This is a genomic window from Chrysosporum bergii ANA360D, from assembly GCF_029891735.1.
GTDB classification, from domain to species: Bacteria; Cyanobacteriota; Cyanobacteriia; order Cyanobacteriales; family Nostocaceae; genus Umezakia; species Umezakia bergii.
Genome location: NZ_JANQDH010000016.1, coordinates 32507 through 56502, shown reverse-complemented (window position 1 = coordinate 56502; position 23996 = coordinate 32507). Strand labels below are relative to the sequence as shown.

The 23996-nt window shown below is 40.8% G+C and carries 18 protein-coding genes; 4 read left to right on the top strand and 14 right to left on the bottom strand.

The genetic code is table 11. The features are described from left to right. Window positions 1-1176, bottom strand: a 1176-nt coding sequence (locus tag NWP17_RS02600; RefSeq protein WP_280653354.1) for a DUF1156 domain-containing protein, incomplete at its 3' end; no start/stop codon positions are given. Between the two features lie 1978 nt (window positions 1177-3154). Further along, window positions 3155-3862 carry a ribulose-phosphate 3-epimerase gene (gene rpe, locus NWP17_RS02595; protein ID WP_280653353.1) on the bottom strand — a complete coding sequence of 236 codons (708 nt, stop codon included), beginning with the start codon at window positions 3860-3862 and terminating at the stop codon, window positions 3155-3157. 184 nt (window positions 3863-4046) lie between these two features. Between rpe and NWP17_RS02590 the strand changes: the two genes are divergently transcribed. Together NWP17_RS02590 and NWP17_RS02585 are read left to right on the top strand one after the other, a co-directional pair. Beyond that, window positions 4047-5651 carry a S8 family serine peptidase gene (locus NWP17_RS02590; RefSeq protein ID WP_280653356.1) on the top strand — a complete coding sequence of 535 codons (1605 nt, stop codon included), beginning with the start codon at window positions 4047-4049 and terminating at the stop codon, window positions 5649-5651. A gap of 197 nt (window positions 5652-5848) precedes the next feature. Next, window positions 5849-5986, top strand: coding sequence for a hypothetical protein (locus tag NWP17_RS02585; RefSeq protein ID WP_280653352.1), 138 nt, complete (start codon window positions 5849-5851; stop codon window positions 5984-5986). A 91-nt stretch (window positions 5987-6077) separates the two neighbouring features. Here the strand turns inward: NWP17_RS02585 and NWP17_RS02580 are convergent, their stop codons facing one another. Together NWP17_RS02580 and NWP17_RS02575 are read right to left on the bottom strand one after the other, a co-directional pair. Beyond that, on the bottom strand, window positions 6078-6392 hold the full coding sequence (locus tag NWP17_RS02580; protein ID WP_280653351.1) for a Nif11-like leader peptide family natural product precursor: 315 nt from the start codon (window positions 6390-6392) through the stop codon (window positions 6078-6080). Window positions 6393-7016: 624 nt separating this feature from the next. Further along, entirely contained in the window at window positions 7017-12455 is a 5439-nt protein-coding gene (locus NWP17_RS02575) for a trifunctional serine/threonine-protein kinase/ATP-binding protein/sensor histidine kinase (protein WP_280653350.1), read from the bottom strand. A gap of 204 nt (window positions 12456-12659) precedes the next feature. On the opposite strand from NWP17_RS02575, the gene NWP17_RS02570 reads away from it, so the two are divergent. After that, the gene (locus tag NWP17_RS02570) at window positions 12660-13688 is read left to right on the top strand and encodes an L-histidine N(alpha)-methyltransferase (RefSeq protein ID WP_280653349.1); all 1029 of its coding nucleotides are present in this window, start codon (window positions 12660-12662) and stop codon (window positions 13686-13688) included. On the opposite strand, the gene NWP17_RS02565 is transcribed toward NWP17_RS02570, so the two are convergent. From NWP17_RS02565 to bicA, 10 genes are all read right to left on the bottom strand, one after another. After that, on the bottom strand, window positions 13685-14377 hold the full coding sequence (locus tag NWP17_RS02565; protein WP_280653348.1) for a serine/threonine protein kinase: 693 nt from the start codon (window positions 14375-14377) through the stop codon (window positions 13685-13687). The two genes, NWP17_RS02570 and NWP17_RS02565, sit on opposite strands and share 4 nt — an antisense overlap. Before the next feature lie 50 nt (window positions 14378-14427). Continuing rightward, complete coding sequence (locus tag NWP17_RS02560) at window positions 14428-15099, bottom strand: Na(+)/H(+) antiporter subunit B (protein WP_280653347.1); 672 nt, start codon at window positions 15097-15099, stop codon at window positions 14428-14430. 1 nt (window position 15100) lies between these two features. Continuing rightward, window positions 15101-15667 carry a DUF4040 domain-containing protein gene (locus NWP17_RS02555; RefSeq protein ID WP_280653346.1) on the bottom strand — a complete coding sequence of 189 codons (567 nt, stop codon included), beginning with the start codon at window positions 15665-15667 and terminating at the stop codon, window positions 15101-15103. Further along, on the bottom strand, window positions 15660-15938 hold the full coding sequence (locus tag NWP17_RS02550; protein WP_280653345.1) for a monovalent cation/H(+) antiporter subunit G: 279 nt from the start codon (window positions 15936-15938) through the stop codon (window positions 15660-15662). The genes NWP17_RS02555 and NWP17_RS02550 overlap by 8 nt, the downstream gene beginning before the upstream one ends. Beyond that, a complete protein-coding gene (locus NWP17_RS02545; RefSeq protein ID WP_280653344.1) occupies window positions 15935-16186 on the bottom strand; it encodes a hypothetical protein in 252 nt (83 codons plus the stop codon). The genes NWP17_RS02550 and NWP17_RS02545 overlap by 4 nt, the downstream gene beginning before the upstream one ends. Further along, window positions 16183-16572, bottom strand: coding sequence for a Na+/H+ antiporter subunit E (locus tag NWP17_RS02540; RefSeq protein WP_280653343.1), 390 nt, complete (start codon window positions 16570-16572; stop codon window positions 16183-16185). Before NWP17_RS02540 ends, NWP17_RS02545 begins: the two co-directional genes overlap by 4 nt. Next, complete coding sequence (locus NWP17_RS02535) at window positions 16569-18035, bottom strand: cation:proton antiporter (RefSeq protein WP_280653342.1); 1467 nt, start codon at window positions 18033-18035, stop codon at window positions 16569-16571. The genes NWP17_RS02540 and NWP17_RS02535 overlap by 4 nt, the downstream gene beginning before the upstream one ends. After that, the gene (locus tag NWP17_RS02530; RefSeq protein WP_280653341.1) at window positions 18032-18370 is read right to left on the bottom strand and encodes an NADH-quinone oxidoreductase subunit K; all 339 of its coding nucleotides are present in this window, start codon (window positions 18368-18370) and stop codon (window positions 18032-18034) included. The genes NWP17_RS02535 and NWP17_RS02530 overlap by 4 nt, the downstream gene beginning before the upstream one ends. Before the next feature lie 54 nt (window positions 18371-18424). After that, window positions 18425-19807 (bottom strand): cation:proton antiporter, encoded by a 1383-nt coding sequence (locus tag NWP17_RS02525; RefSeq protein ID WP_280653340.1) that lies wholly within the window; start codon window positions 19805-19807, stop codon window positions 18425-18427. Window positions 19808-19930: 123 nt separating this feature from the next. After that, window positions 19931-21595 carry a bicarbonate transporter BicA gene (gene bicA, locus NWP17_RS02520; RefSeq protein WP_280653339.1) on the bottom strand — a complete coding sequence of 555 codons (1665 nt, stop codon included), beginning with the start codon at window positions 21593-21595 and terminating at the stop codon, window positions 19931-19933. A 637-nt stretch (window positions 21596-22232) separates the two neighbouring features. Between bicA and NWP17_RS02515 the strand changes: the two genes are divergently transcribed. After that, a complete protein-coding gene (locus tag NWP17_RS02515) occupies window positions 22233-23993 on the top strand; it encodes a diflavin flavoprotein (RefSeq protein ID WP_280653338.1) in 1761 nt (586 codons plus the stop codon). The last annotated feature ends 3 nt before the right edge of the window (window positions 23994-23996 follow it).

The following is a 23996-nucleotide window of genomic DNA, read 5'->3' as shown; positions in this document are numbered from 1 at the left end:
TTCTGGTTTCCATTGTGGTTGTGCTGACCAAGCGACCTGAACATGATCATCATCTGGGGAAATATAAACCCGTTGTTTTTGTCCTTCTGCCACTATAGCCATTAATTGGGCTGTCATTCTTCCTGCTTTCCCTTCTTGGCGGATATGGTCAAAGGGTACTGGTGTATGGCAACAAATACAAACAGCACCTTTACGGTTCATGGTTCCTTCTGGTGCTTCTCCTTGACCGGTTTTCACTTGAAAAGTAATAACTGGTGGTTGTTGGCTGCGGTTAATCACCGGCTCGGCCCAGGCTTCTTTACCTTTTTTAGTAGATAATTTAAAGGAACTGACTAAGGGCATTTGCGCTCCACAACCGGGGTTAGGACATTTCACAGTCCGCCCCCATAACCAGGCGATGACTGTTGCACTCCCGTTTCCATGTTCTGGCGGTAGGTTGACTTGGGGGTATAATTTGCCTATGCGCTGTATGGCTTGTTTTCGCATCCATTGCCCGTAATAGCGGACATCTTCCGCTAGTCCCTGGCTATTGTACCATTGGGCTGTTTTTAGTTTGTTTTGACTGTCTGGGTTGACTGGGGCAAGGTGTTTAAATTTTGGTGGTATTTCCACTAATGCTTTGGTAATTAGTACTGCTACAGGGTTGATGTCACTACCATGAGCTGCTAAACCCAAACCTTGAGCTGCTAAGGGGATGGAACCACCACCACAAAAGGGGTCATATACGGGGGGTGCGTATTTTTGTAAGTATGCGGTAATTTCTTCTCTGGTGCTGGGTGGTGTTTCGTTGCGGCTCCAGGCTAGACAACGGGCTATTTCTTTTTGGGCTGTGGTCATAACTTCTTGGTGGTTGTCGGGATCCCAAGATACTAAACCTTTGACTGTTTGTTCGGTTTTACCTTTTTTTTCTACTGTAATAATTTTGCCGATGATATCCAATAAACGCTGTCTTTCTTTATCCTGTTCTTCTTCTTTGTTAAATTTATCTGGGTGACTGGAAGGGTCATCTACTAATGAGGCGAATAATACGGCTCGACAAACAGCTAAGGGTCTTCTAGCCCACCATAGATGTAGTGTGGAGGGGTGTCCGTGTCTGATGGATTTTTCTCTAACTGATTCTCTGTTGATGGCTTCTAGGGGTAGGGCTACTTCTATCAGTTTTTTTTTGCTGTTCATGTGCTGGTGTGTGTGGGGTGTGTGTATTATATATTATTCCCTGTCCCCCTGTTTTTTTTCGTAACACAAGCATCCTGCTTGTTTCATTTGTTGTGGGATGGGTTGGCGATCGGTCAGCAGCCAGCAGACAGCCAGGGAATAAATTCCCTGTCTAATAGCTAAAGTCGGTAAAAACCGACTGGTAACACAAGCATCCTGCTTGTTTGATTTGTTGTGGGATGGGTTGGCGATCGGTGGGCGGGGAGCCTGGGAATAAATTCCCTGTCTAATAGCTAAAGTCGGTAAAAACCGACTGGTAACACAAGCATCCTGCTTGTTTCATTTGTTGTGGGATGGGTTGGCGATCGGTGGGGGGGGGAGCCTGGGAATAAATTCCCTGTCTGATAGCTAAAGTCGGTTAAAACCGACTGTTTGTATGGATTTTCTACATTTTTTACTTGGTAATAAACTATTGATTAATTTGTCGCATGGCTGATGGTATGGGTAGGGGATATTAGTTTTTCAGGGATTTGAGTTTTTGGATAGGGTGACAAGCAGGATGCTTGTGTTACTATTCACATTTCTCTGTTTTAGTCAAGTAATCTGGTTAACAATTACCAGTTTTTTTCATTTATTTTAATTTTTTATTTCATGATTCACATTCGCTATGTGAAGTCAAGTATACTGTCCAACAAATAGCTAATTTTTTACATCAAAAAAATTCAAAACAATCCAAAAAAAGTGTTGCTTTTTTCAAAAAACAGGTATATTATTGAAACGTGAGGAATCGGAATAAATCCAAATCCTCCATCCCCTTATACATTCCGCCAGGGAGCAAAGAACCATGAAAACAGAAACAAACGAAGCAGCTCTTGGGTTTCAAGAGTTGAGCCAATCAGAAGCAATATACTTAACGGCTGGTAGTAGAGCAAACAGTGGACGTAGTTCGATGAGAACAGTTGTCGCATCGAATCCCAAGAGTTATACGTCGCCTACATCCAAATGGAACACTATAACCCTCGATACCAGTAGAGGCTTATAAACCTAAACCAACAGACCAGGCAGCAAACCACCAGCGGCTAGCTGAAACATGATATCTTGAATTTCACTAAAACACAGCATACGATGGGGGAAGGCAAATTGTCAACCCCCCTTTTGAATAATCTTTCCCCAACCGATAACTGATAGATGTACAAGACAGCCAGGAAATAAATTCCCTGTCTAATAGCTAAAGTCGGTCAGAAGCGACTGGTTTTATGGGTTGGTGGGGAGTTTGGATACAAGGATCTCGGTTGTTTGATTTGTTGTGCGATGGATTGGCGATCGGTGGGGGGGAGCCAGGGAATAGATTCCCTGTCTGATAGCTTAAGTCGCTTAAAACCGACTGGTAACACAAGCATCCTGCTTGTTTCATTTATTATTGACCAATAGAAACTGTATTTTTCATAATATATTTTGTGATTTTTTTGCTAATGTCATATTGGTCCGTTTTAACGGACTTGAGCTTTGAGACGGGGAATTTATTCCCCGGTTGCCCCGGCTGGATTCCCCGGCTGGATTCCCCGACTATATGAATAATTAATGGTTTCATTTATTATTGACCAATAGAAACTGTATTTTTCATAATATATTTTGTGATTTTTTTGCTAATGTCGTATTAGTCCGTTTTAACGGACTTCAGCTTTGAGACGGGGAATTTATTCCCCGGTTGCCCCGGCTGGATTCCCCGGCTGGATTCCCCGACTACATGAATAATTAATGATTTCATTTATTATTGACCAATAGAAACTGTATTTTTCATAATATATTTAGTGATTTTTTTGCTAATGTCATATTAGTCTGTTTTAAGGGACTTGAGCTTTGAGACGGGGAATTTAGGCTTCTAGGGGGTATTGGGACAAGCAGGATGCTTGTGTTACATGGACAAGCAGGATGCTTGTGTTACATGGAGGGGCATCCTGCTTGGACTATAATAATAACAGTTTGGTACTAGGTGGTGTTAGACTGTTGCTAGTTCTGGTGTAGGACGTTTGCTGTTACGAATAGATGAGACGGCTTGGGCGTAATCTTTGGCTTTAAATACGGCTGAACCTGCGACAATGGCGTTGGCTCCGGCTTCTAAAACTTGCCAGGTGTTATTTGCTTTTAGTCCTCCGTCTACTTCAATCCAGGGGTCTAATCCTTTGTCGTTACAGATTTGGCGCAATTTACGGATTTTTGGTAATACGCCGGGGATGAAGCTTTGACCACCAAAACCGGGGTTAACGCTCATGATTAGCACTAGGTCACACAGGTCTAGAACGTACTCGATTAGCTCTAGGGGGGTGCTGGGGTTAAGTACGACTCCTGCTTGTTTACCTAATTCTTTGATTTGTCCTAGGGTGCGGTGTAAGTGGGGCGAGGCGTTATGCTCACAGTGTACGGAAATAATATCAGCTCCTGCTTTGGCAAAGTCTTCTACATATTTTTCTGGCTCTACAATCATTAAGTGAACATCTAGTGGCTTGGTTGTTACTGGGCGAATGGCCTCCACCACCAGAGGACCTATGGTAATGTTGGGTACGAAACGACCATCCATTACGTCAACATGAATCCAGTCGGCTCCTGCTGTATCTACTGCACGGATTTCTTCGCCTAAGCGACTAAAATCGGCGGAGAGGATAGATGGAGCAATCACAATGGGCTTTTGAGATGAGTTGTTGGTCATGGTTAGTGGGTTTTATAGCGTTCTCGTCTGTAGGCATTGTAACAAAATATGGGGCAAAATATGGGGCAAAAGCTGATTTGTTTGATCCCATCCTGTGAGGGAGGTCAAGTTATATGGTTGATTATATGGTTGATAAACAATTAACTAATAAGGAATTAAAAGTAACTGTTGAAGTATGGCTAATATGATAAACAATCTGGGCTGGGTCGTTTGCTCATTAACTGCTTGTTGTTTGACTGTCCCTGTATTTGCTTCGGCTGTACATACTGCTTTGGGCGGTAATGGTATTGATGCTCTGAAGTTACACGAACCTCCTTATAATTTACTTGGGCGAAAGGTGGCTATTGGTCAGGTGGAAATTGGCCGTCCGGGTATGTTTGGATGGGATAAAGCAGTATCTCAAAATCGGTCTGTGTCTTTGTCGGGGGTTTTTTTGCGGGATAAACCGGCTAAGTCTGATATGGGTGTGGACTCACACGCTCATAATGTGGCTGGTGTGATGGTTAGTCAGGATAAGGCTTTTCGGGGGGTCGCACCTGGGGCGCGTTTGTATTCTTCAGCTGTGGGTCTTACTAGTAAGGTAGCACAGCCGGAGGAGTGTTTAACTGCTCAACATATAGCTAACCAAAATACTAATGATGTGCGCGCTATTAATTTTAGTTTTGGTGAACCTTTGAAGCGTGACGAACGCCCTGACCCGGTGCTGGACGGTAAGGCTCTTTTGACTTTATGTCTTGACTGGTCTAGCCGGGTTCATGATGTTTTATATGTGGTGGCGGGTAATCAAGGGCGGGGTGGTATTCCTATACCTACGGATAATTATAATGGAATTAATGTTGCTTTTTCATCTGCTAGGAGGGGGATTTTTAATAAGGTTGATGTTTCTAATCTAGCTGCTGTTAATGAGGGAGCTACTGCTCGGTTGGCTGGTAAGGAGTTTAATGTAGATGGTCGTCGTTCTATCGGTTTGGTAGCACCTGGAAGTAATATTCCTATGCTCAATCCTGATGGTAAGTTAAACAAGGTGACGGGTACAAGTTTTGCTGCTCCTCAAGTGACGGCTAGTGTGGCTTTGTTGCAGGAATTCGCAGACCGACAGCTACACAAAAAACAATTTAATCGGTCTGTTAATTGGTCTCTTGATGCTCGTCGTCATCAGGTGATGAAGGCTGTATTATTAAATTCGGCTGACAAGATCCAAGATAATGGGGATGGCTTGTATCTGGGTATGACTCGCACTTTAATTGATAAACAAAATCAAAGTTGGCTGGCTTCGGATGCTTATAAAAGTCCCCAAATTCCTTTGGATGCTCAAATGGGAACTGGTCATTTAAATACTTTTCGTGCTTATGAGCAGTTTAGCGCTGGTCAATGGTCACCAATGGGGTGGGTCCCAGGTATTGGTTGGAATTATGGCGTATTAGAATGGTCAAATACGGTGGATTATTCTTTGGATAAACCTTTGAAAAAAGGGAGTTTTGCGAGTGTTACTCTCACATGGAATCGGTTGGTAGAGTTAAATGATGTTAATCAAAATAACCAATATGATATAGGTGAAGGTTTTGGCGATCGCGGTTTAAATGATTTGGATTTATACTTAATGAGAGCAGATACTCACAACGCTACTGCTGCGGTGGTTTGTGCTTCTGTGAGTGCAATTGACAGTGTAGAGCATATTTTTTGTCCTATTCCACACACTGGTAATTATAAAATTCGTGTTCATTTTCGCCGCCGGGTCAACAGAGCAATTCAACCTTATGGTTTAGCTTGGTGGACTGTTGCTGAGTAATAAGACAATAGAATGTAGAATATAGAATGAGAGAATGTAGGCTTGTTGCTGCGATTGCGGGGGGGGGAATGAATTCCCCGGCTGAAAGCTTAAGTCGGTTTGAGACGGACTGAATTTGGTTCAGTCCAGGTAACACAAGCATCTTGCTTGTTTGAATACCGGCTAGAAGCCGGTGTTACCTATAAGCAGTTATCGGTTTGGGAAAGATTTATCAACTATTAGGCGATGGCTTGAATATAGATATAGAGAATGTAGGCTTGTTGATGCGATCGCCTACTCCAGGGGCGAAGCCAATCGCGGGGAATAACTACCCAAATCGCGGGGAATGGAATTGATTACTAAAGGGGGGTTGACATTTGCCATCCCCCCTTGTATATTGGTAACTGCATTCCTGCTATCTCATCCAATTCGATATAACAAACGAATTTAAAAACTAAACTTAATACCACCGCTGATCGCTTCCAACTCCTTCCCCTCAACAACCAATTCAACCAATTTCAGCCGCCTTTGAAGATCAGCTTCCAACTCCTCATCCTCAACATTGAATTTCAGCCTTTTAATTTCAGCCCAGAGTTCTTCCGAGGTAAAATCAAAGCCATGTTCTTTCGCTAACCCAACAGCCGCTTCTCGGTCAGCACCTTCTGCATCTTCTGCTGATTCCAGCACTTTAGCTAACTGGCTTTGGAGTTGTTCGTCTGCGGCAACTTTTTCAAGAAATAGGCTAACAGCTTGATTGGTCATGGTAAACATCCTCATTGTGACAGTACCTCAAACACAGTACACATCTGGAGTGAGAATGTCAATACATAAAAGTTCAGGTTTATTCAGGTATTGAAAATTTTTTTTTGGATGCTGCGATTACCGCGGGGAATAAATTCCCCGGCTGAAAGCTTAAGTCGGTTTGAGACCGACTGAATTTGGTTCAGTCCAGGTAACACAAGCATCTTGCTTGTTTGAATACCGGCTAGAAGCCAGTGTTACCTATAAGCAGTTATCGGTTTGGGAAAGATTTATCAACATGAGAATTTACCAAAAAATAGTCGGTTTTAACCGACTTTAGCTATTAGACAGGGAATTTATTCCCTGGTTGCACGGTGCTTTGGTTTGAATACCGGCTAGAAGCCGGTGTTACCTATAAGCAGTTATCGGTTTGGGAAAGATTGATCAACATGAGAATTTACCAAAAAATAGTCGGTTTTAACCGACTTTAGCTATTAGACAGGGAATTTATTCCCTGGTTGCATGATATACGGTGCAGAATGTGGAATGAGAGAATGAGAGAATGAGAGAATGTAGGCTTGTTGATGCTGCGATGGTGCTTTGGTTTGAATACCGGCTAGAAGCCGGTGTTACTCATACCGCTACTCATACCGCTATGGGCAAAGTAATGATAAATTCTGTTCCTAGGTCTGGTGTGGAGTTGACTTTGATAGTTCCATTATGTTTTTCTACCACAATTTGTTGCGCGATGGCTAGGCCTAAACCTGTACCTTTACCGACGGCTTTGGTGGTAAATAAATGATCAAATACTCGCTGTTTAATTTGTTCACTCATACCGACACCGTTATCTGCAACAATAATTTGTATTTGGTCGTTGATGACGCTGGTTTTAATCCAAATATAGTTAGGAGTTGCTTTAATTTCTTCAAAGCTGCGCTGATGATTAGATTCTTCTAAGGCATCGATGGCATTGGCTATTATATTCATAAATACTTGGTTTAACTGACCGGGAAAACACTCAATTTTGGGTAAGTCACCATATTCTGTGATGACTTCAATAGCTGGACGGCGTTGATTGGCTTTGAGACGATGTTTTAAAATTAAGATGGTGCTATCTAAGCCTTCATGGATATTAAATAATACTTTATAATCTCGGTCAGCGCGGGAAAAGGTACGGAGGCTATTGCTGATATTCTTGAGGCGATCGCAAGCCATAATTATTGAGTTAACCATTTTAGGCAAGTCTGCTAAAATGTAATCTAAATCAATTTCTTCTGCATGGTCTAAAATTTGGTTTTGGTTGATCTGATTCTGGGGTGTCGATTCTGGGGTGGGTAGGCTGCTTTGATATAGTTGTAAGTGTGTGATAATATCGTTTATGATTGGTTTTATCTGTTCTAAACTGGCGGAAATAAACCCCAAGGGGTTATTCATTTCATGGGCTACACCGGCTACGAGATTACCCAAAGCAAACATTTTTTCGTTTTGAATTATTTGTAACTGTGCTGCTTGTAGGTCTTGTAGTGCTTGTCCTGCTTGTTGATAAAGTCGCGCATTTTCTAAGGAAATCGCAGCTTGAGTACAAAGAAAATTAAGAATAATAATGCGATCGCTGGTAAACACCCCACTGGTGGAGCTATTTTGTAAGTACAAAATCCCTATTAAATTGCCTTGATTGTGAATTGGTAAACATAATACACTTTTTGGTTGCTGCTGGGTTAAATATTCATCGATGACTGCTAAATCTGTATTAAGATCGTCAATTACTACTATTTGTTGAGTATTTTTGACGTACTGGATCAGCTTTACGGCTGCATCAAGATTATTTTGGAGGGGTTGAAAACAAAGTTCTGTGGTTGTTTCTGTGGCTACGGCTTTTACTCCCCAATTATTATGACTATCGGGTAAAACTAAACTACAGTAATCGGCTCCGGAGTTTTGGAGAATAATTTGAGTTAATTGGTGCAGTAGTTCATTTAGTTGGATTGTACTAGATAAGCTTTGAGAGGCTTTGAGGATGGCTGCAAAGTCTAAAGTGTTATTAATACTGGAGCTAGAACTGCGTTTGACAGTGTTGGGGGCGTGAATGGAAACGCCAGGACTTATACCAGCCAAGGTTTCTAGTGGATTAAATCCCAGATTGGGTTTAATTAAGATGGGGCGCAGTAATTCTGGGTAGCGGGTTTCTAAATCTTTCATTTTCCCTTCGCTATTCCAGCGCGCATAACAGTAATATGCTTCTTGCATATAACCAGCAGCTATTTTGTCTTTTTTTAATTGCAAATAAAACTTAGCGGCTAATTCATTGCTTAAGGCTTGTTCTTGCAAGTAGCTATATTCTTGAGCAAGTGCAATGGCTTGGTCGTAGGAGTCACCGGCTTGATAATTTTTTCCTAGCACGCGGTAAGTTTCTGCTTCTACTAGGTGAAACTTATGCCAATAATTCATAGGAGCATGATGGGCCCATGTTTTCATGAATTTTTGATTATTGGCAATTTTGACGAGAGAAGCGGTTTTATTTTCTTGATCCATTTGAGAGTACAAGGCGAGCAAAGTCAGGGATTGATAAAAATTCTTTAAAGGAATAATCCAGAGACCTGCGGCTCCTTGTTCATATTCTCCAAATTTATCGGCGTATTCTTGAGCTTTTTGATAATCGCCAAATAAATAGTATAGTAGGAGTTTTGCTAAATAAACAAAACAAATACCGTTGATATTTTGACTCTCAATTAAAAAGGGTAAACTGACGGCTTCGTTAAAACAAGAGCCGACTAAAATGGTGGTATTTTCACATTTACCGCGCAAGTTCATTACAGTTTGCCGCCATGTATTTACCCAAATATAAGCTGATTCTTGCTTTACACTTGCTATTAACTCAGCATACTTGTAACCTTCTGACTCTACTAGTTCGAGAGTTTCTCCACTACAGAATAAAAACTGAATGTAACAGTTAGCACAATAACCCACGTATTCAATATCACCATGTTCTAATCCACTTTTCAGACCAGCTAAAAATACTGGTAAGGTGGAGCTTAAGGAATCTTGCCAATGCTTGACAAATAAACCAAAAATCAAGTTAATTTTACTATTTAGTTCTTTGGCTTCTAGTTTCTCAACGAGGATAGTGGCTAGTTGACCAAATTTATATCCTCGGTCAATTTCTCCGCTAGCACATAAAAATAAGCCATAAAGACTATAAGCAATAGCAGCTTGGGGAGAGTTACCATATTCCAGGCAGATTTTCACCATTGTGAATATATATAAAGGTAACAATTCTGGTTGAGCTAAATATACAGATGCAAATAAACCAGCCAAAATTCGCAAAGCAGCACGGTGGACAGAATCTACTAACAAGGGTAGATTGGCTAAATTTTCTATGGGGCGATGGCCTAGAATATTTTTAATTTGTTGGTGTTGTAAGTTAATAGTTTCCCTGTGAACTTGGTTAGGTAAATCTATACCTAATAATTCCAAGGCTTCGCGTCCGACTTTTATGGCTTCGACTAGTTTGTTTTGAGCGGTATATGATTGAATTTGGATTTCATAAACTTTTATTTTGTCGAGTGAAGTTTGAGCATAGGTCAAAGTTTCGTTAATTATTTCTTCTGAGGATGCGAAATTAGTATTTAAATATTGCGCCTCGGCTAACAATTCATGTAATTTGAGAGTTAAAGTATAGTCACTTTCCCAGTTATTACTTAGCAATAGCAAACCTTTGTGTAAATAGGTAACCGCAGCATCGTAAGCAGTGGCTAGTTTAGCTTTTTCGCCGGCTCTTAAATTTAATTTAGCCAACTGTTTCTTTTGTCCAAGTTGGGAAATTAGGTCAATTCCCATATTTAATTGATTAACAATATCAAAGATCCGACTTTCTAAGTTTTCTTGAGACGTATGATGTAAAAGTAATTGTCCAATTTTTAAGTGAGTTAATTGTTTTTCCTCGTCAGGAATCAAACCATAAGCGGCTTGTTGCACACGGTCGTGTAGAAATCGATAGGTGAGATTGACTCCTTGATCGTGAACTATTGTTTGGCTCTCAATGATTTCTGTTTGAAAGAATTTATAAACCTGGCTAGTGGGCAAAATCAACCCATTTTCTACACCTTTCCACAAATCAGTGGCTGTATTAACTGGGGATTGTTGACACACAACTGCTAAAGTTGCTAAATCAAAGTGATTACCAATGCAAGCGGCTAACTGTAACACATTTTGGGTTGGTTTGGGTAGTTTTAGTAACTGTTGGGACATAAACCTGACTACATCATCGGTAATGGATAAGGCTTTAATTTGAGTAAGATCACTTTCCCAAAAACCCTGACTTGTATTAAACTTAATATGCCCATCTTGATGCAGGGATTTAAGAAACTGAGTAATAAAAAACGGATTTCCTTGAGTTTTTCTCTGAATTAAATCTGTGAGGGTCTGCGATCGCTCTTGTGGACAGTTCAAGGTGTCAGCTACTAGTTGGTTAACGTCAGCAAAACTCAGAGGATTAAGGGTAATAGTATTGATGGTTTTTGTGGTTTTCCGCAATTCATGTAGGATCAACATTAATGGATGAGTTGGGTGTACTTCGTTATCTCGATAAGCTCCCAACAAGAGCAGATAGTTTTCATCTTCTATGAGGAGTTTAATTAATTCTAGGGAGGCTAAATCTGCCCACTGTAGGTCATCTAGAAAAATCACTACTGGATGTTCTGCGGTGGTAAAGACTTCAATAAACTTTTTAAATAATAAATTAAAGCGGTTCTGATCTGCAATACCTGATAATTCCCGGACGGGGGGTTGTTTACCAATAATTTTTTCTAATTCTGGTATGACATCAATTAGAACTTGTCCACTATCTCCTAGGGCGGCTAATATGTTAGTTCGCCACTGCTGTAATCGCTGATCGGATTCTGACCACAACTGGTTGATTAGGTCTTGCAGTGCTTGCACAAAGGCGGAAAAAGGAATATTACGATTAAATTGGTCAAATTTGCCTTTGATAAAATAGCCCTGTCTGCGGGTAATGGGCTTGTGTACTTCATTGACTACTGCGGTTTTACCAACGCCGGAGAAACCAGCGACTAAAATCATCTCGCTTGTACCATTACAGACCCGGTCAAAGGTAGCTAATAAATTCTTGACTTCAGTTTCTCGCCCATAAAGTTTTTCTGGGATGAAAAAGCGATCGCACAGGTCCCGCTTTCCAATGTCAAAATATGCAATTTTCTGAGTATTTTTCCACTGATGACAACAATTTTCCAAATCATATCTTAATCCTAAAGCACTCTGGTATCTATCTTCGGCGTTTTTAGCCATTAACTTCATGACCATATCGCCAATTACTCCTGGAATAAGTTCTTGATCCCCTATGGGTCGTTTTCTGTTTCCCAGGGCGGGGGGGATTTTTGCCATATGACAATGTACCAATTCCATTGGTTGATCACAAGTAAAAGGCAATTCTCCTGTCAACAATTCATAAAATGTCACACCTAGGGAATAAAAATCACTGCGGTAGTCTATCCCTCGGTTCATTCTACCAGTTTGTTCTGGAGAAATATAGGCGAGGGTTCCTTCTAAAACATTAGGACTTTTAATTTCTTGGTTTTCTTTAGGTAGTAATGAAGCGATGCTAAAATCAATCAGTTGTATTTCTTTAGTCTGTGGATGAATCAAGATATTTGCTGGCTTAATGTCTTTGTGAATAACACGATTTTCTACCAAATGCTCCAGAATATGGGTAAAATTAATTCCAAATTCCAAAAATTCTACCATAGAGAAGGGAGTTTCTTTGATATAGTCTCGTAAAGAAACGAAGCCTGTATCTTTCATTACCAAAATATAACTATTACCATAGGCTTCTAAGGCGATGGGATTAACTATAGCACGATGGTTAAGATTTTTACTAATTGTATATTGATTACGGAATTGTAATAATTCGTTAAAACTGGGATATTCGCTAAATAAAACTTTAATGACCACTAGAAGTTGATCTTGTTCCCGGACAGCTTGATATACTGAAGTCTTGGACCCTGCATATAGTTGGTAAGTTATTCGATACCCTGGAATCATGGGTAATGGGTCTCCAGCAGTAGTCATTATAGATTTACCTCATAACTAACATTAGTGTTTACTTTGATGAAACTATTATTCCCACCAAATCAGTGTTTTCTAACGGAAAGTTAAGCACCTCTTTTTAAATACTACCACCACTACTAAGACATTAACCACATCATACCCTCAAATAAAACATAAATGCCAACCAAGTAAACCAACTTACAGTAATTACAGTAATTAACAATCATGTCTCAGCAATTTCACTATTCTATGACAGCTATAGCCAAACCCAGCCCTGAATTTTATTCTGTGTTTTCCCCAACAGAAGTTTTAGAATTAATGGAAGCTTTAAAACTTTACCGAGAAATTCCCTTAAAATACTCATATAAAGGTACAGGGGCGAAAATTTGGAATAAGTTTTATCAAAACCACGTCATCGCGAAGTGGTATCAAAAACCAAATGTGGAGGTTGAGTTATTGCAACAAAACTTTTTATATATTAATGGTAGTTATCAAAAGGTTGCTAAGGTTAATATAGTAGATGTAGGCGCTGGGAATTCTTACCCGGTAAAGGGGATCCTTGCTCAATTGCACAAATTAGGCAAAATTAATCAATATATTGCTTTAGATATTAGCCAAGAACTTTTATCAATCTCCCAAGCCAATATTAAGAAATGGTTTCCTTCACTAAAAATTCACACTCACAGAGTTGATATAGAAAAGCAAACTATCCCTTTAGATATTTTAACGACATCTAGCGATGATGAAATCAACCACATAGCCAACATCTTCTTACATTTAGGTGTTACCATTGGCAATCATCAAAACAGAAATAAGGCTTTACAAAACTTAAAAAACAGTATGAATCAATTGGATTTACTTATATTTACTAATGAAATCGGTTCTAATTCCACATGGAATCAAGACCCGCGGGGAGGCTGTAAGTATCACGTGGAAGGAATATATAAATGGATACAAGAAAGCCTGGGGATTAAACCTGAACACTGCCAACTGGTGAGAAAATATGATTTTGAAACTGATAGTATCACTGCTAGTATTAAGTTTAAGAAAAATTATACTATCAGTTTTAGCCAACTAGACATGGAATATAATGTAGAATTTAGCCAAAATGAGGAAATCACTATTTGGAGACATCATAAATACCAGCTACCCGAACTGATCCAAGATATAGAAAAAGCTGGTTTACAAGTTGTTGACTATAGCCGCAGTGGGAATTTATCACATATTATGGTTATTTGTAAAGTTGCTAGTTAACTTCTCAAACGCAGTAATTTCCTGATTAGAAGATAAACAGAATTTTTTAGAGCGGTGGCTATCCGGTAAAACTTGCGAACCATGTCTAAAGTAGAATAGGGAACCCGCAGGCGCAGGGGAGACAATAAGGGGCGATATAACCAGTAATAAGCTTTTTTTAAGTCGTTCCACTTGGAGCAGTTTTCTATGTGGAGAAAATCTGAAATATCCACAACCAAACCTCTATTTTGGTACATCATCACGTTACGACCGTGGACATCCTGGGGGTGAAGTCCGCGACTTTCGGCATATTTGAGGGCTTCATCAATATCGAGGATTACCTGTTGAGGGATAGGTAATCCTAAGTGCATACAATCATAGAGAGTGGTACCATATAGCCGTTTCAAAATTAAAAAATCGTCTCTAGCATATAAACACTCAGAAAAAGCAGGATGATAACCCAAACGGCGATAAACCTCCACTTCTTCATCATAGCCAGGCCGTCCAGGGGCATAAATTTTAACCACGCAGTCAGGGTAGTCAGGGTGATAAACTACGACGGCATAGTTTCCTGCTCCTAGTGGTTGCCAAGGTGCTGGAATATGGCTGATTTTAATTGGGTTACGTGGGTTAATACTTTCAATTTGTAATTTAGGTAGTAATTCCTGATAAATGCTTTCTAGCATTTGGGTAGGGGGGGATTTGTCCATATGATCTAATACCTCAAACTATTACTCCTGTGTGGCTGTGGATTGACTTTTTACAAGAGTCCCCGATAATGAATAAATAACAAAATCACTGCCCAAGACCCTAGGGCGACTTTAATAGCCACTAATATATTTAGGACTGGGATCACTCCACCACTAAAAAGCGCTCCTAAATCACCGTGGGGTAATTCTATCCCTGTTAAAGTAATTACTGCCAATAGGATAAAAACTAAAACTGAAATCTTCTCCCATGTGGCAGCATTCCAGCGCTTGTAGATAGCCTGCATCCACTCAGTTGATGAAGTAATTGCCACTAAACCTATAGCAGTTCCGCCGGCTACGCCAGCGGCAAAACCACCCCCTGGACTGAGATGTCCGCGAATAGCTAATTCGATACCTACTAAGGAGCAGATAGTAGCCCCTAGACGTGCTAAAACAATTGATGGTTGATCGGTAAACTGATAGATGGTGCAAAATGGTCTTTCATCCGCCAGAAGAAACCGGGCCCCCATTACTGCAATTGTAAATACTACTACCTCAAAAATGGTGTCATAGAGACGATTTCTGAGAATGATACCTGTAACTGCATTAGGTATACCACTATCTTTAACTACTGTGTCTACAATGGAAATATCTGGTAGTTGCCATTTTTCGTTGGGCATGATGACTAAAATAAAATACAGCAGCATACCAGCAGCAATGTAGACCCATTTGACTGATTTCATTTTAATGTTTTTCTCCTGAATCCAGTAGGTTGACATAGGTTAAAATTGTCATAGGTGATGAAATATCAGCCTGTATAATTTCATAAATACGTTGAACTCTAGTAACAGTATGATAAGCTAGTCCTTTTTGTTCGTCCTCACTAGGGGGTAGCTCTGTGCAGATAGCATGAACATCTTTATCCGTTAAGGCTCGTTCTAAAGCTTGATTGTTACTGTAGACAACTAACTCGAGACGTAGATAATATTTAGCAAAAATAGCCCGCAGTTCATTTATTAACTGCTGAAAGTCTGTTTCTAGTTCTTCTGTAGTACCGTCTTTCAGCACACCGAGACGCAGGACTAGAGATGAACGGACGGCAATGGCATAAAGTGTAATTGCTAATAGGGTACCCATTAAGGCCTGGGTCAAAGCGACATCTGCTGCTCCCAAAACTGCAAATACTAATGATGCTACAGCCCCTAATATACCCTGGATAACTAGGGCATTGTATGGATTGACCTGAAGTACTAGCATGAAAGCAGATAAGGGCAGTAGGGCAGTGATAATGTAGACATAAATATCATTCATGGTTATTTTCTCTACTAGAACAGTAGGCCAATACATACCCCAATACTGTATTCCAGATAGCCAAAGAGATAATGCCGAGGATGAGTAGCGGCCATTCACTGGGTATCTTGAGTAAGAGTCCGACAATGATACTCATTGACCCTAGGGTATCTGCTACAGAAAGACTGTGCAGCTTGAATAAGACTGAGCGATGGCCAATCAGGGGCCAAGTACCCCAAAACCAAAAAACCATTCCTAAACCTATGCAGGTATAACTCAACCAATGGATCATAAATCACTCATGCGTTTTAGTAGATGTGCTAATAACATTAATCCGGCATTACCCACACTGAGGATGATAATCCCCACCACGCCAATCATCCAATCATCTCGTAAAACAGACACCATGAGGATCATAATAGATGTTTTGGTGGCAATACTGGCAAATGCTAACATTTTTTGCCAAATATCATCGTCTTGCCAAGCTTCGTACATGGGGATCAGTAGAGCTACAATCATAGCAATTAGCACTAGATTCATACTTTTTCCCTCCGTTGAATCCGGTGTACTGCGTACCAGCCTTGTTCTTGGTATTTCAGAACAATAGTTTTTGGCGTAAAGGTGATCAGAAATATATCTAGGAAAATTAAGCCGGGTGTCCGTTGGGGTTTAACTCGTTCTGTAATTACATCTTCATGGTTGTGGGGGCGCAAAATAATCTGAAATGCTTCTAAATAGGCTTGGGGAATGGCTACTATGACTTCACCTAGGACACGCAGCCAATCTTTTAAGGATTCTGGGACTTTTTGCCGACCTGGTAATAAAAGTGCTACGGTGATGCCAATCATGATGTTTGCTGGACTCACATCAGAGGTGAGTAAAAACCAGATAGCTAATCGTAAGATGAGATTAAGATGCCCAATCATGCCAACACCATCCCCAGAAGCAAGAGCAACATCAAACTCATCATCCCAATTAAATGTTCAAATTGCTCAAGTACACGGGGTAAAGTGAACACGCGGTTAAAAATGATTAAATCATATGTCAACCATCCCAGCCCAATGGTTAGGAGTGCTTTGGTGATATTAGCAACAGTATAGGCTTGGTAATACAAGAGGTTTGCTACCATCAGTCCCCCTAGCAATAGTATCAGTGCTAACCAGAAGTTAGGCGGTAAGTTTGCTGGTTGCTGTTGTTGGTCTTGGTTGTGCTGGGGTAAATATATAAATTTAGCAAATACTACCGCCGTACCTACTGCGCCAATATTCATAATCATTGTTTGCCAGGGGAGTAGATTCTTGATGGTCAACATCTTGGCGCTAAAGCCGTATAATAGGGGAAAGCCGGACATAGAAAGACTAGCAATGACCAGGGCTAGCCATAACTTGGTGTTTATGGGTTTTTCTTGCAGTTCCTGAAACTTACGACTTGGTAACACACCAGCCATGAGAAACAGGGCGGATTTTGCTAGACCATGGGCTAAAGCATAAAAGCCGGCGACGGCTGGAGCGGCAAGAATCCAGCCTAATTGAGATATGGTGCTTAGGGCTAGCATCCGCTTGGTATCTTTTTCAAAGATGGCGGAGAATACTCCTAGTATTGCGGTTCCTACTCCAAACATCCTAACTATGGGGTCTATGTCATCTAAAATCAAGGCACAGCGGACTAGGGGATAAACTCCGGTTTTGATGACTACTCCTGATAGCATGGCTGAAACTGGTGTTTCTGATTCTGAATGGGTTAAGGGTAGCCACAATCCAGAAATAAAGATTCCTCCTTTGGTTAATAAGCCGAGAAATATTAAGGCGATCGCTGGCTTTGGTGCATTGGCTAAACCTGCAAAAGCAAAGGAACGATTAGCCTGATAAACTAAGACTGCGCCCACGAGATAAAACAGCATGGCTGTATTGCTGACAAACATATAGCGCAAGCCTACCCAAATTGAGCGATTGCTGCGGGGATAGGCAATCAGCAGAAAGGCTGCAATGCCGATTACTTCTAGGGCTACATATAAACTGATGAAGTCGGCACAGACAAAGGCAGCATTAACGCTGCCATGTAAAATGATGATTTGGGTATAGAAAAAAGCTGTTTTATCACTACCCCAACAATATAAAATGACTGCAGCTGTTACTAGGGCATTGGTTAATATAAAGTAGCCGCTCAACTGATCGACTACTAATGTCACCCCGAAACTATCCAGTAAGTTTAGTGTTAACTGCGATGGGTTGAAGATTAGTTGCAACCCATATACAGCGGAAACTAGGGGTATACTCAAGGCCAGGTAGCGGTTTAGTTGGGGGAGGAGATAAATAACAAACCCCACAAAAAAGGGTAGTGCAATCCAACTGATGGCTATGCCCGACTCAGGCGCGGTCATAATGTTCATGGCGTATTGTTCTTTTCGATCTCGTTGCTTTCCAAAGTGGGATTGTCTCGTGCTAGCTTAACGACACACACTAGCATTAAAGCTTGTATGGAGAATCCAATCACAATCGCCGTCAATATGACCGCTTGGGGAACTGGGTCGGCATAGGCACGATTGTCAATGTTGTCTACAATTATTGGTGTGAATAAGCCATCTCGTGAAGCCATGAGTACGTAATAGGCGATAACCCCTGTACTCATGACATCCATAGAGATTATTTTCATCACCAGGTTCTTTTTTAGGACAATACCAAAGAATCCGCACAATATGGTTGCGAATATGCACGCTTCTAACACAAAATTGCTGTTTGGGTGATAATGGTATGATCTGTGGAAATTTGAAAACAGTATTTAGCTTGTTAGGTTGGCTTTTTCTAATTCTTTGTCTGTGGATTGTTTGAAGGCAAAGCGTAACAAAGGCGGTGCTAAGAAGGTTGTCAGAATGACCATAATAATGATCGCTGCTTGGAGTGGTTTGTCAAGAGTACCACTGGCGGCACCAATGCCTGCAAATACTAACCCAACTTCTCCCCGGGGAATCATTCCCACGCCAACTGCTAACCTATTAATTCCAGTTTGCCCGAAAACTGACCAACCTGTGACAACTTTCCCAATAATTGCCACTACGATTAAGAAGATAGCAATAATCAGTCCGGCTTGATTGCTGGGAACTAAGGGATTAAGAACGCCTAGATCAACTTTTGCCCCTACTGTGACAAAGAAAACTGGTACTAAAATATCAGCAATGGGTTTAACTTGCTCATCTAGTTCTTTACGTTTATCTGTTTCATCCAAAACTAGACCGGCTGCAAATGCCCCTAGGATGGCTTCTAAATGAATGGCGTTGCCTAAAAAAGCCATGAAGAAGGCAAATATCAATGCTGGGATAATTAAATTGCCTCGGGTTTGCAATCTATTAGCAATGGCTACAAAACTTTGATTGAAATATTTGCCTAGGATAATTGAACCAATGAGGAATACAGTGGCGCTGACAATGAGATACACGACATTTAGAATATCAACTTCACCAGTTTTGGCTAAACTAGCCACCACTGCTAAGACGATGATGCCTAAAATGTCGTCAATGACGGCAGCACCTACAATAATTTGACCTTCACGAGATTTTAACTGCCCAAGTTCTGACAAAACTTTGGAGGTAATACCAATACTGGTAGCTGTGAGGGCAGCACCGGCGAAAATTGCTGGAATGACGGGGGCATGAAATAGGAAAATTAACCCTGTAGTACCAGCCATAAAGGGGACAGCCACCCCTACACAAGCAACAATGACGGCTTGATAACCGACCTTGGTTAGTTCTTTTAAGTCTGACTCTAGGCCAATCTCAAATAAAAGAATGATCACGCCGAGTTCAGCCAGAACGGAAATGATTTCACTCTGACTTTGAAAAATTGATGTTACTGCTTCGGGACTGATGCGGTTAATCAATTGCAAAATGGTGATGATGCTGGAGTCGCTGGCGGCTGCGCCACTGTCGGGAAATACTAGTAAATGGAGAGCGGAAGCACCTACAATTACGCCTGCAATTAATTCACCTAAAACGGGGGGCAAATCCATCATTTTAGATAATTCACCGCCAATTTTACTGGCTAGATAAATGACTACTAAACTGAGTAATACACCAGCCAAGACTATGGGGGCATTTTCGGCTTCGTTGGTGGTGGCTAGTAGAGGATTTTCCCCCATTGAGTTAAGTATTAATTCTGAAAGAATCATGCTTTTTGTTTCTTGTGTCGATGAACTGTGTTGTTAGAATCCCACACCCCGCCCTACTTTGTTGATGCTGGAGTTTCTACATCCCCAGCAGTAGGTAAGGGGTTAGTTCCTAATCCCGGTAGTTTATTTACTGCTGACTCCATTGGCATTGACTACATCAACGGCTTGCTTAAGTGCTTCTAGACGAGAGAGAAACCAATTATGTTGGGGTACAAAATTCATAACACCCAATTTTTCTAAGCGGCGTTTGACTTTGCCGGCTGCACCAACTATGAGTATTTGCCGACCTTGGTCATGAGCATCTTGGATGGCATTTTCAATGGCTAAGGAAGCTGTTACACCCAACATGGGGACATCGCTCAGGTCTAAAATTAACACGTCAGAGTCTGCCATGGCTGAGTGTTCACGAGCTATGGCTTTGGAAACTCCAAAAATCATTGGTCCACTCAGGTAGAATAACAGTACTCTGCCGTTGGCTTGGTTGAGTAGTTCTTTTTCTTGATCATTCAAGATAATGGCATCATCGGCATCGGTAATTGTCTTCACGTCCTGAGCTTGTAACTGAGAAAGGCGTTCAATGGTTAAGACGTTGGCAATGAAAACTCCCACACCCACAGCAACTATTAAATCCACAAATACGGTTAAGAACATGACACCGTACATAATCAGCGCCCCTTTGATGGACACTTGGTGAGCGCGTTTTAAAAAGCTCCAGTCTAAGATGTCAATCCCCACCTTGAGGGCAATACCAGCTAATACTGCCATGGGGATGCTTTGAGTTAAACCAGCAGCCCACAAAACCACAACTAATAAAATTATGGCACGAGTTAAACCAGATAAAGCTGTTGTGGCGCCGGTTTGGATATTAACTACTGTTCCCATGGTTGCACCTGCACCAGGGAGTCCGCCACATAAACCAGATACTAGGTTACCCAAGCCTTGACCAATTAATTCTTTATTGGATTTGTGTTCAGTGCGAGTTAGACTATCGGCAATTACTGAAGTTAAGAGGGTGTCGATACAACCCAACATTCCCAACATTGCCCCATCAACAAGCATGGTTGTGATTTGTGAGCCGTTGAAGATTGGTAATTGCAATTTTGGCAGTCCCATGGGGATTTCACCAATGCGTCTAATTTCCACATCAGGGAAAAATACTAGGGAAACAATTGTTACTAATACCAATGCTACTAGTTGAGGTGGAGCAATGCGCTTGACCTTAGATGGCATTAAGAAAATAATAGCTAAGGTCATGCCACCCAGGATTGTTTCCACAGGGTTAATATTTGTGAGCAGCAGGGGGAGATTTTGCACCATTCCCAGTACGCCACCTTTGGGGTTGGGTTGTCCTACAAAAGGAGCAATTTGCAGTAAAATTAGGATGACCCCAATTCCAGACATGAAGCCGGAAATTACACTGTAGGGCATGAGGGTAATATACTTACCGAGCTTGAATACTCCGAATAAAATCTGGAATATCCCCGCTAACATAACTACTGTAAATGCCATTGCCAAGCCGTTTTCTGGGTTCTTGGCTACCATGGAACTAACAATAGCAGTCATGACTACGGTCATGGGACCTGTGGGTTCAGAAATCAGGGTTGGTGTCCCACCAAATAAGGCGGCAAAAAACCCGACGCACACGGCACCATAAAGACCAGCCGCGGGTCCAGCACCAGAGGCGACACCGAAGGCTAAGGCTAGGGGTAGGGAAACGATGGCGGCGGTTAGTCCACCGAATAAATCCCCTCGTAAGTTTCTAAAGTGAATGGTATTGGTTAATGTCATATTGTGAAAGATTTTAAGTAAAAAAGGCTAAAAAGGCTACTTATATGTAGCAAGGTTTATGACCATGAAGAACTGGGCAAAAAATGCAAGGTTGATGCAGGTTTTTTGCCAACTGGCGGTTTTTTTCGCTTTTTTACACGGCTATGCAGTGATGATGGATCACTGTTAGAGATAGCTGAGGTCTAAGGCGGTTAATGAAATTTTTTGATGAAAAAAACTTACATGGGCTGCAAGTTTTGTTAATAACCGAATTTCATGGGATTAAAAGTATTCTACAACTAGGTGGTGAATATTTTTCATTTTCTCAGCTGAAAGTTAAATAAATATTAAATTATTTTCATAGATAAAAGCCTATACCTCTTGATTTGCTTGGGTTATGTTGGTTATATATATAAATTTTACATATATTTTTATTAATGTATTGCTAGTTACATTAAATAACCGTATGTAGATACTAATGTACTATTAAGTGTTGAAAAAGTGCAAGTAATAAGACTTGAGAAATCCTCTAAACCCTATTCTGTGTAAATATAAGTATTACTAATCAATGTCTTGAGAAATTGAAATTTTACTAATCGGGCTTTTTGGTTCAAGATAAAAGCATAAGGAATCTCCCAAATTTTCGAGGTAAAAATCAATGGTCATACTTACACAACCTACTAAAGGTATAAATGTAGGACGTTTGACTGTTCAAACAGTAGAAATTGCGGCTAAAACAACTGCTATTCGCTGTTTAGATTGGGATCGGGAGCGTTTTGATGTGGAGTTTGGTTTGCGCAATGGAACAACATATAATTCTTTTTTAATTGCTGGTGAGAAGGTTGCTTTAGTTGACACTTCACATGGGAAGTTTAAGGAATTATATCTGGAGATATTGACGGGTTTGATTGATGTGAATAAAATAGATTATTTGGTTATTAGCCATACGGAACCAGACCATAGTGGTTTAGTTAAGGATATTTTGCAGTTAGCACCTGATATTACTGTGGTTGGTTCTAAGGTGGCAATTCAGTTTTTAGAAAATATCATTCACTTGCCATTTAAGTCTCTGTTGGTAAAAAGCGGGGAGTGTTTAGATTTGGGTAATGGTCACAAATTAGAGTTTATTTCTGCTCCTAATTTACATTGGCCTGATACTATTTTGACCTATGATCATAAAACAGGTATTCTCTACACCTGCGATGTGTTTGGGATGCACTATTGTGATGATCATACTTATGATGAATATGTTGCCAATATTGCGGAGGATTTTAAATATTACTATGATTGTTTGATGAAACCCAATGCCCGGTCTGTTTTGGCGGCTTTAAAACGGATTGAGAATTTAAACATTAATCAAATCAATACGGTGGCTACGGGTCACGGTCCACTGCTAAAATATCATATTACGGCTTGGTTAGACGAGTATAAAACTTGGAGTTTGTCACAGGCTAAAACGGAAATATTGGTGGCTGTGTTTTATGGGGAAAATTATGGCTACAGTGAACATTTGGCCTATATTTTGGCTCATGGATGTAGTACAACAGGTGTGGCTGTGGAGTTGATGGATATGAATAGTGCGGAACCACAGGAGGTGAGAGAATTGGTATCTGAGGCTGGGGGTGTAGTGATTGCTATGCCATGCCAAAATTCTGCGCCGGCTCAAGTTGCTTTAAATACTATTTTGGCTGCTGTGCATCAAAGGCAGGCAATAGGTTTATTAGAGTCTGGTGGGGGAGAAGATGAACCGATTTATCCTTTACGTAATCAATTTCAGGAGTTAGGATTAATTGAAGCTTTCCCGCCTATTTTAATTAAAGAAATCCCTGGAGAAGCAATGGAAAAATTGTGTGAGGAAGCGGGGACGGATATGGGGCAATGGTTGAAGTGTGAGGGAAAAAGCCGCTGGGCGGGAAATGGTAATAATCAGAAAAACATATCTATCAAGACTAAGTTAGAAGAGGCTTTAGGCAGAATTAGCTCAGGATTATATATCGTTACTACTAAAAAAGGAGAAATGCAGGGTGCTATGTTGGCTTCTTGGGTGATACAAGCAAGTTTACAGCCGTTAGGAGTGGCGATTGCTGTGTCTAAAGAACGGGCGATCGCATCGCTAATGCATCTGGGCGATGGCTTTGTGTTAAATGTTTTGGGAGAGGAGAATTATCAAGGATTAATAAAACATTTTCTTAAGCGTTTTCCTCCTGGTGCTAATCGCTTTGAGGGTATCAAAACTTATGCTGCTAGTAATAATTCTCCAATTTTAGCAGAGGCTTTAGCTTATATGGAATGTGAAGTTACTAGCCGGATGGATTGTGGTGATCATTGGGTAATTTACAGCATTGTTACTACTGGTAGGGTGGCTAATGTTAATGGGCTGAGTACTGTTCATCACCGCAAAATTGGCAATCATTACTAAACA

Excerpts from the sequence above, each read along its gene's own strand:
- rpe (WP_280653353.1), bottom strand. The coding sequence starts at position 3,862 with ATGACCAACAACTCATCTCAAAAGCCCATTGTGATTGCTCCATCTATC.
- NWP17_RS02590 (WP_280653356.1), top strand. The coding sequence starts at position 4,047 with ATGATAAACAATCTGGGCTGGGTCGTTTGCTCATTAACTGCTTGTTGT.
- NWP17_RS02580 (WP_280653351.1), bottom strand. The coding sequence starts at position 6,392 with ATGACCAATCAAGCTGTTAGCCTATTTCTTGAAAAAGTTGCCGCAGAC.
- NWP17_RS02575 (WP_280653350.1), bottom strand. The coding sequence starts at position 12,455 with ATGACTACTGCTGGAGACCCATTACCCATGATTCCAGGGTATCGAATA.
- NWP17_RS02570 (WP_280653349.1), top strand. The coding sequence starts at position 12,660 with ATGTCTCAGCAATTTCACTATTCTATGACAGCTATAGCCAAACCCAGC.
- NWP17_RS02565 (WP_280653348.1), bottom strand. The coding sequence starts at position 14,377 with ATGGACAAATCCCCCCCTACCCAAATGCTAGAAAGCATTTATCAGGAA.
- NWP17_RS02560 (WP_280653347.1), bottom strand. The coding sequence starts at position 15,099 with ATGAAATCAGTCAAATGGGTCTACATTGCTGCTGGTATGCTGCTGTAT.
- NWP17_RS02555 (WP_280653346.1), bottom strand. The coding sequence starts at position 15,667 with ATGAATGATATTTATGTCTACATTATCACTGCCCTACTGCCCTTATCT.
- NWP17_RS02550 (WP_280653345.1), bottom strand. The coding sequence starts at position 15,938 with ATGATCCATTGGTTGAGTTATACCTGCATAGGTTTAGGAATGGTTTTT.
- NWP17_RS02545 (WP_280653344.1), bottom strand. The coding sequence starts at position 16,186 with ATGAATCTAGTGCTAATTGCTATGATTGTAGCTCTACTGATCCCCATG.
- NWP17_RS02540 (WP_280653343.1), bottom strand. The coding sequence starts at position 16,572 with ATGATTGGGCATCTTAATCTCATCTTACGATTAGCTATCTGGTTTTTA.
- NWP17_RS02535 (WP_280653342.1), bottom strand. The coding sequence starts at position 18,035 with ATGAACATTATGACCGCGCCTGAGTCGGGCATAGCCATCAGTTGGATT.
- NWP17_RS02525 (WP_280653340.1), bottom strand. The coding sequence starts at position 19,807 with ATGATTCTTTCAGAATTAATACTTAACTCAATGGGGGAAAATCCTCTA.
- bicA (WP_280653339.1), bottom strand. The coding sequence starts at position 21,595 with ATGACATTAACCAATACCATTCACTTTAGAAACTTACGAGGGGATTTA.
- NWP17_RS02515 (WP_280653338.1), top strand. The coding sequence starts at position 22,233 with ATGGTCATACTTACACAACCTACTAAAGGTATAAATGTAGGACGTTTG.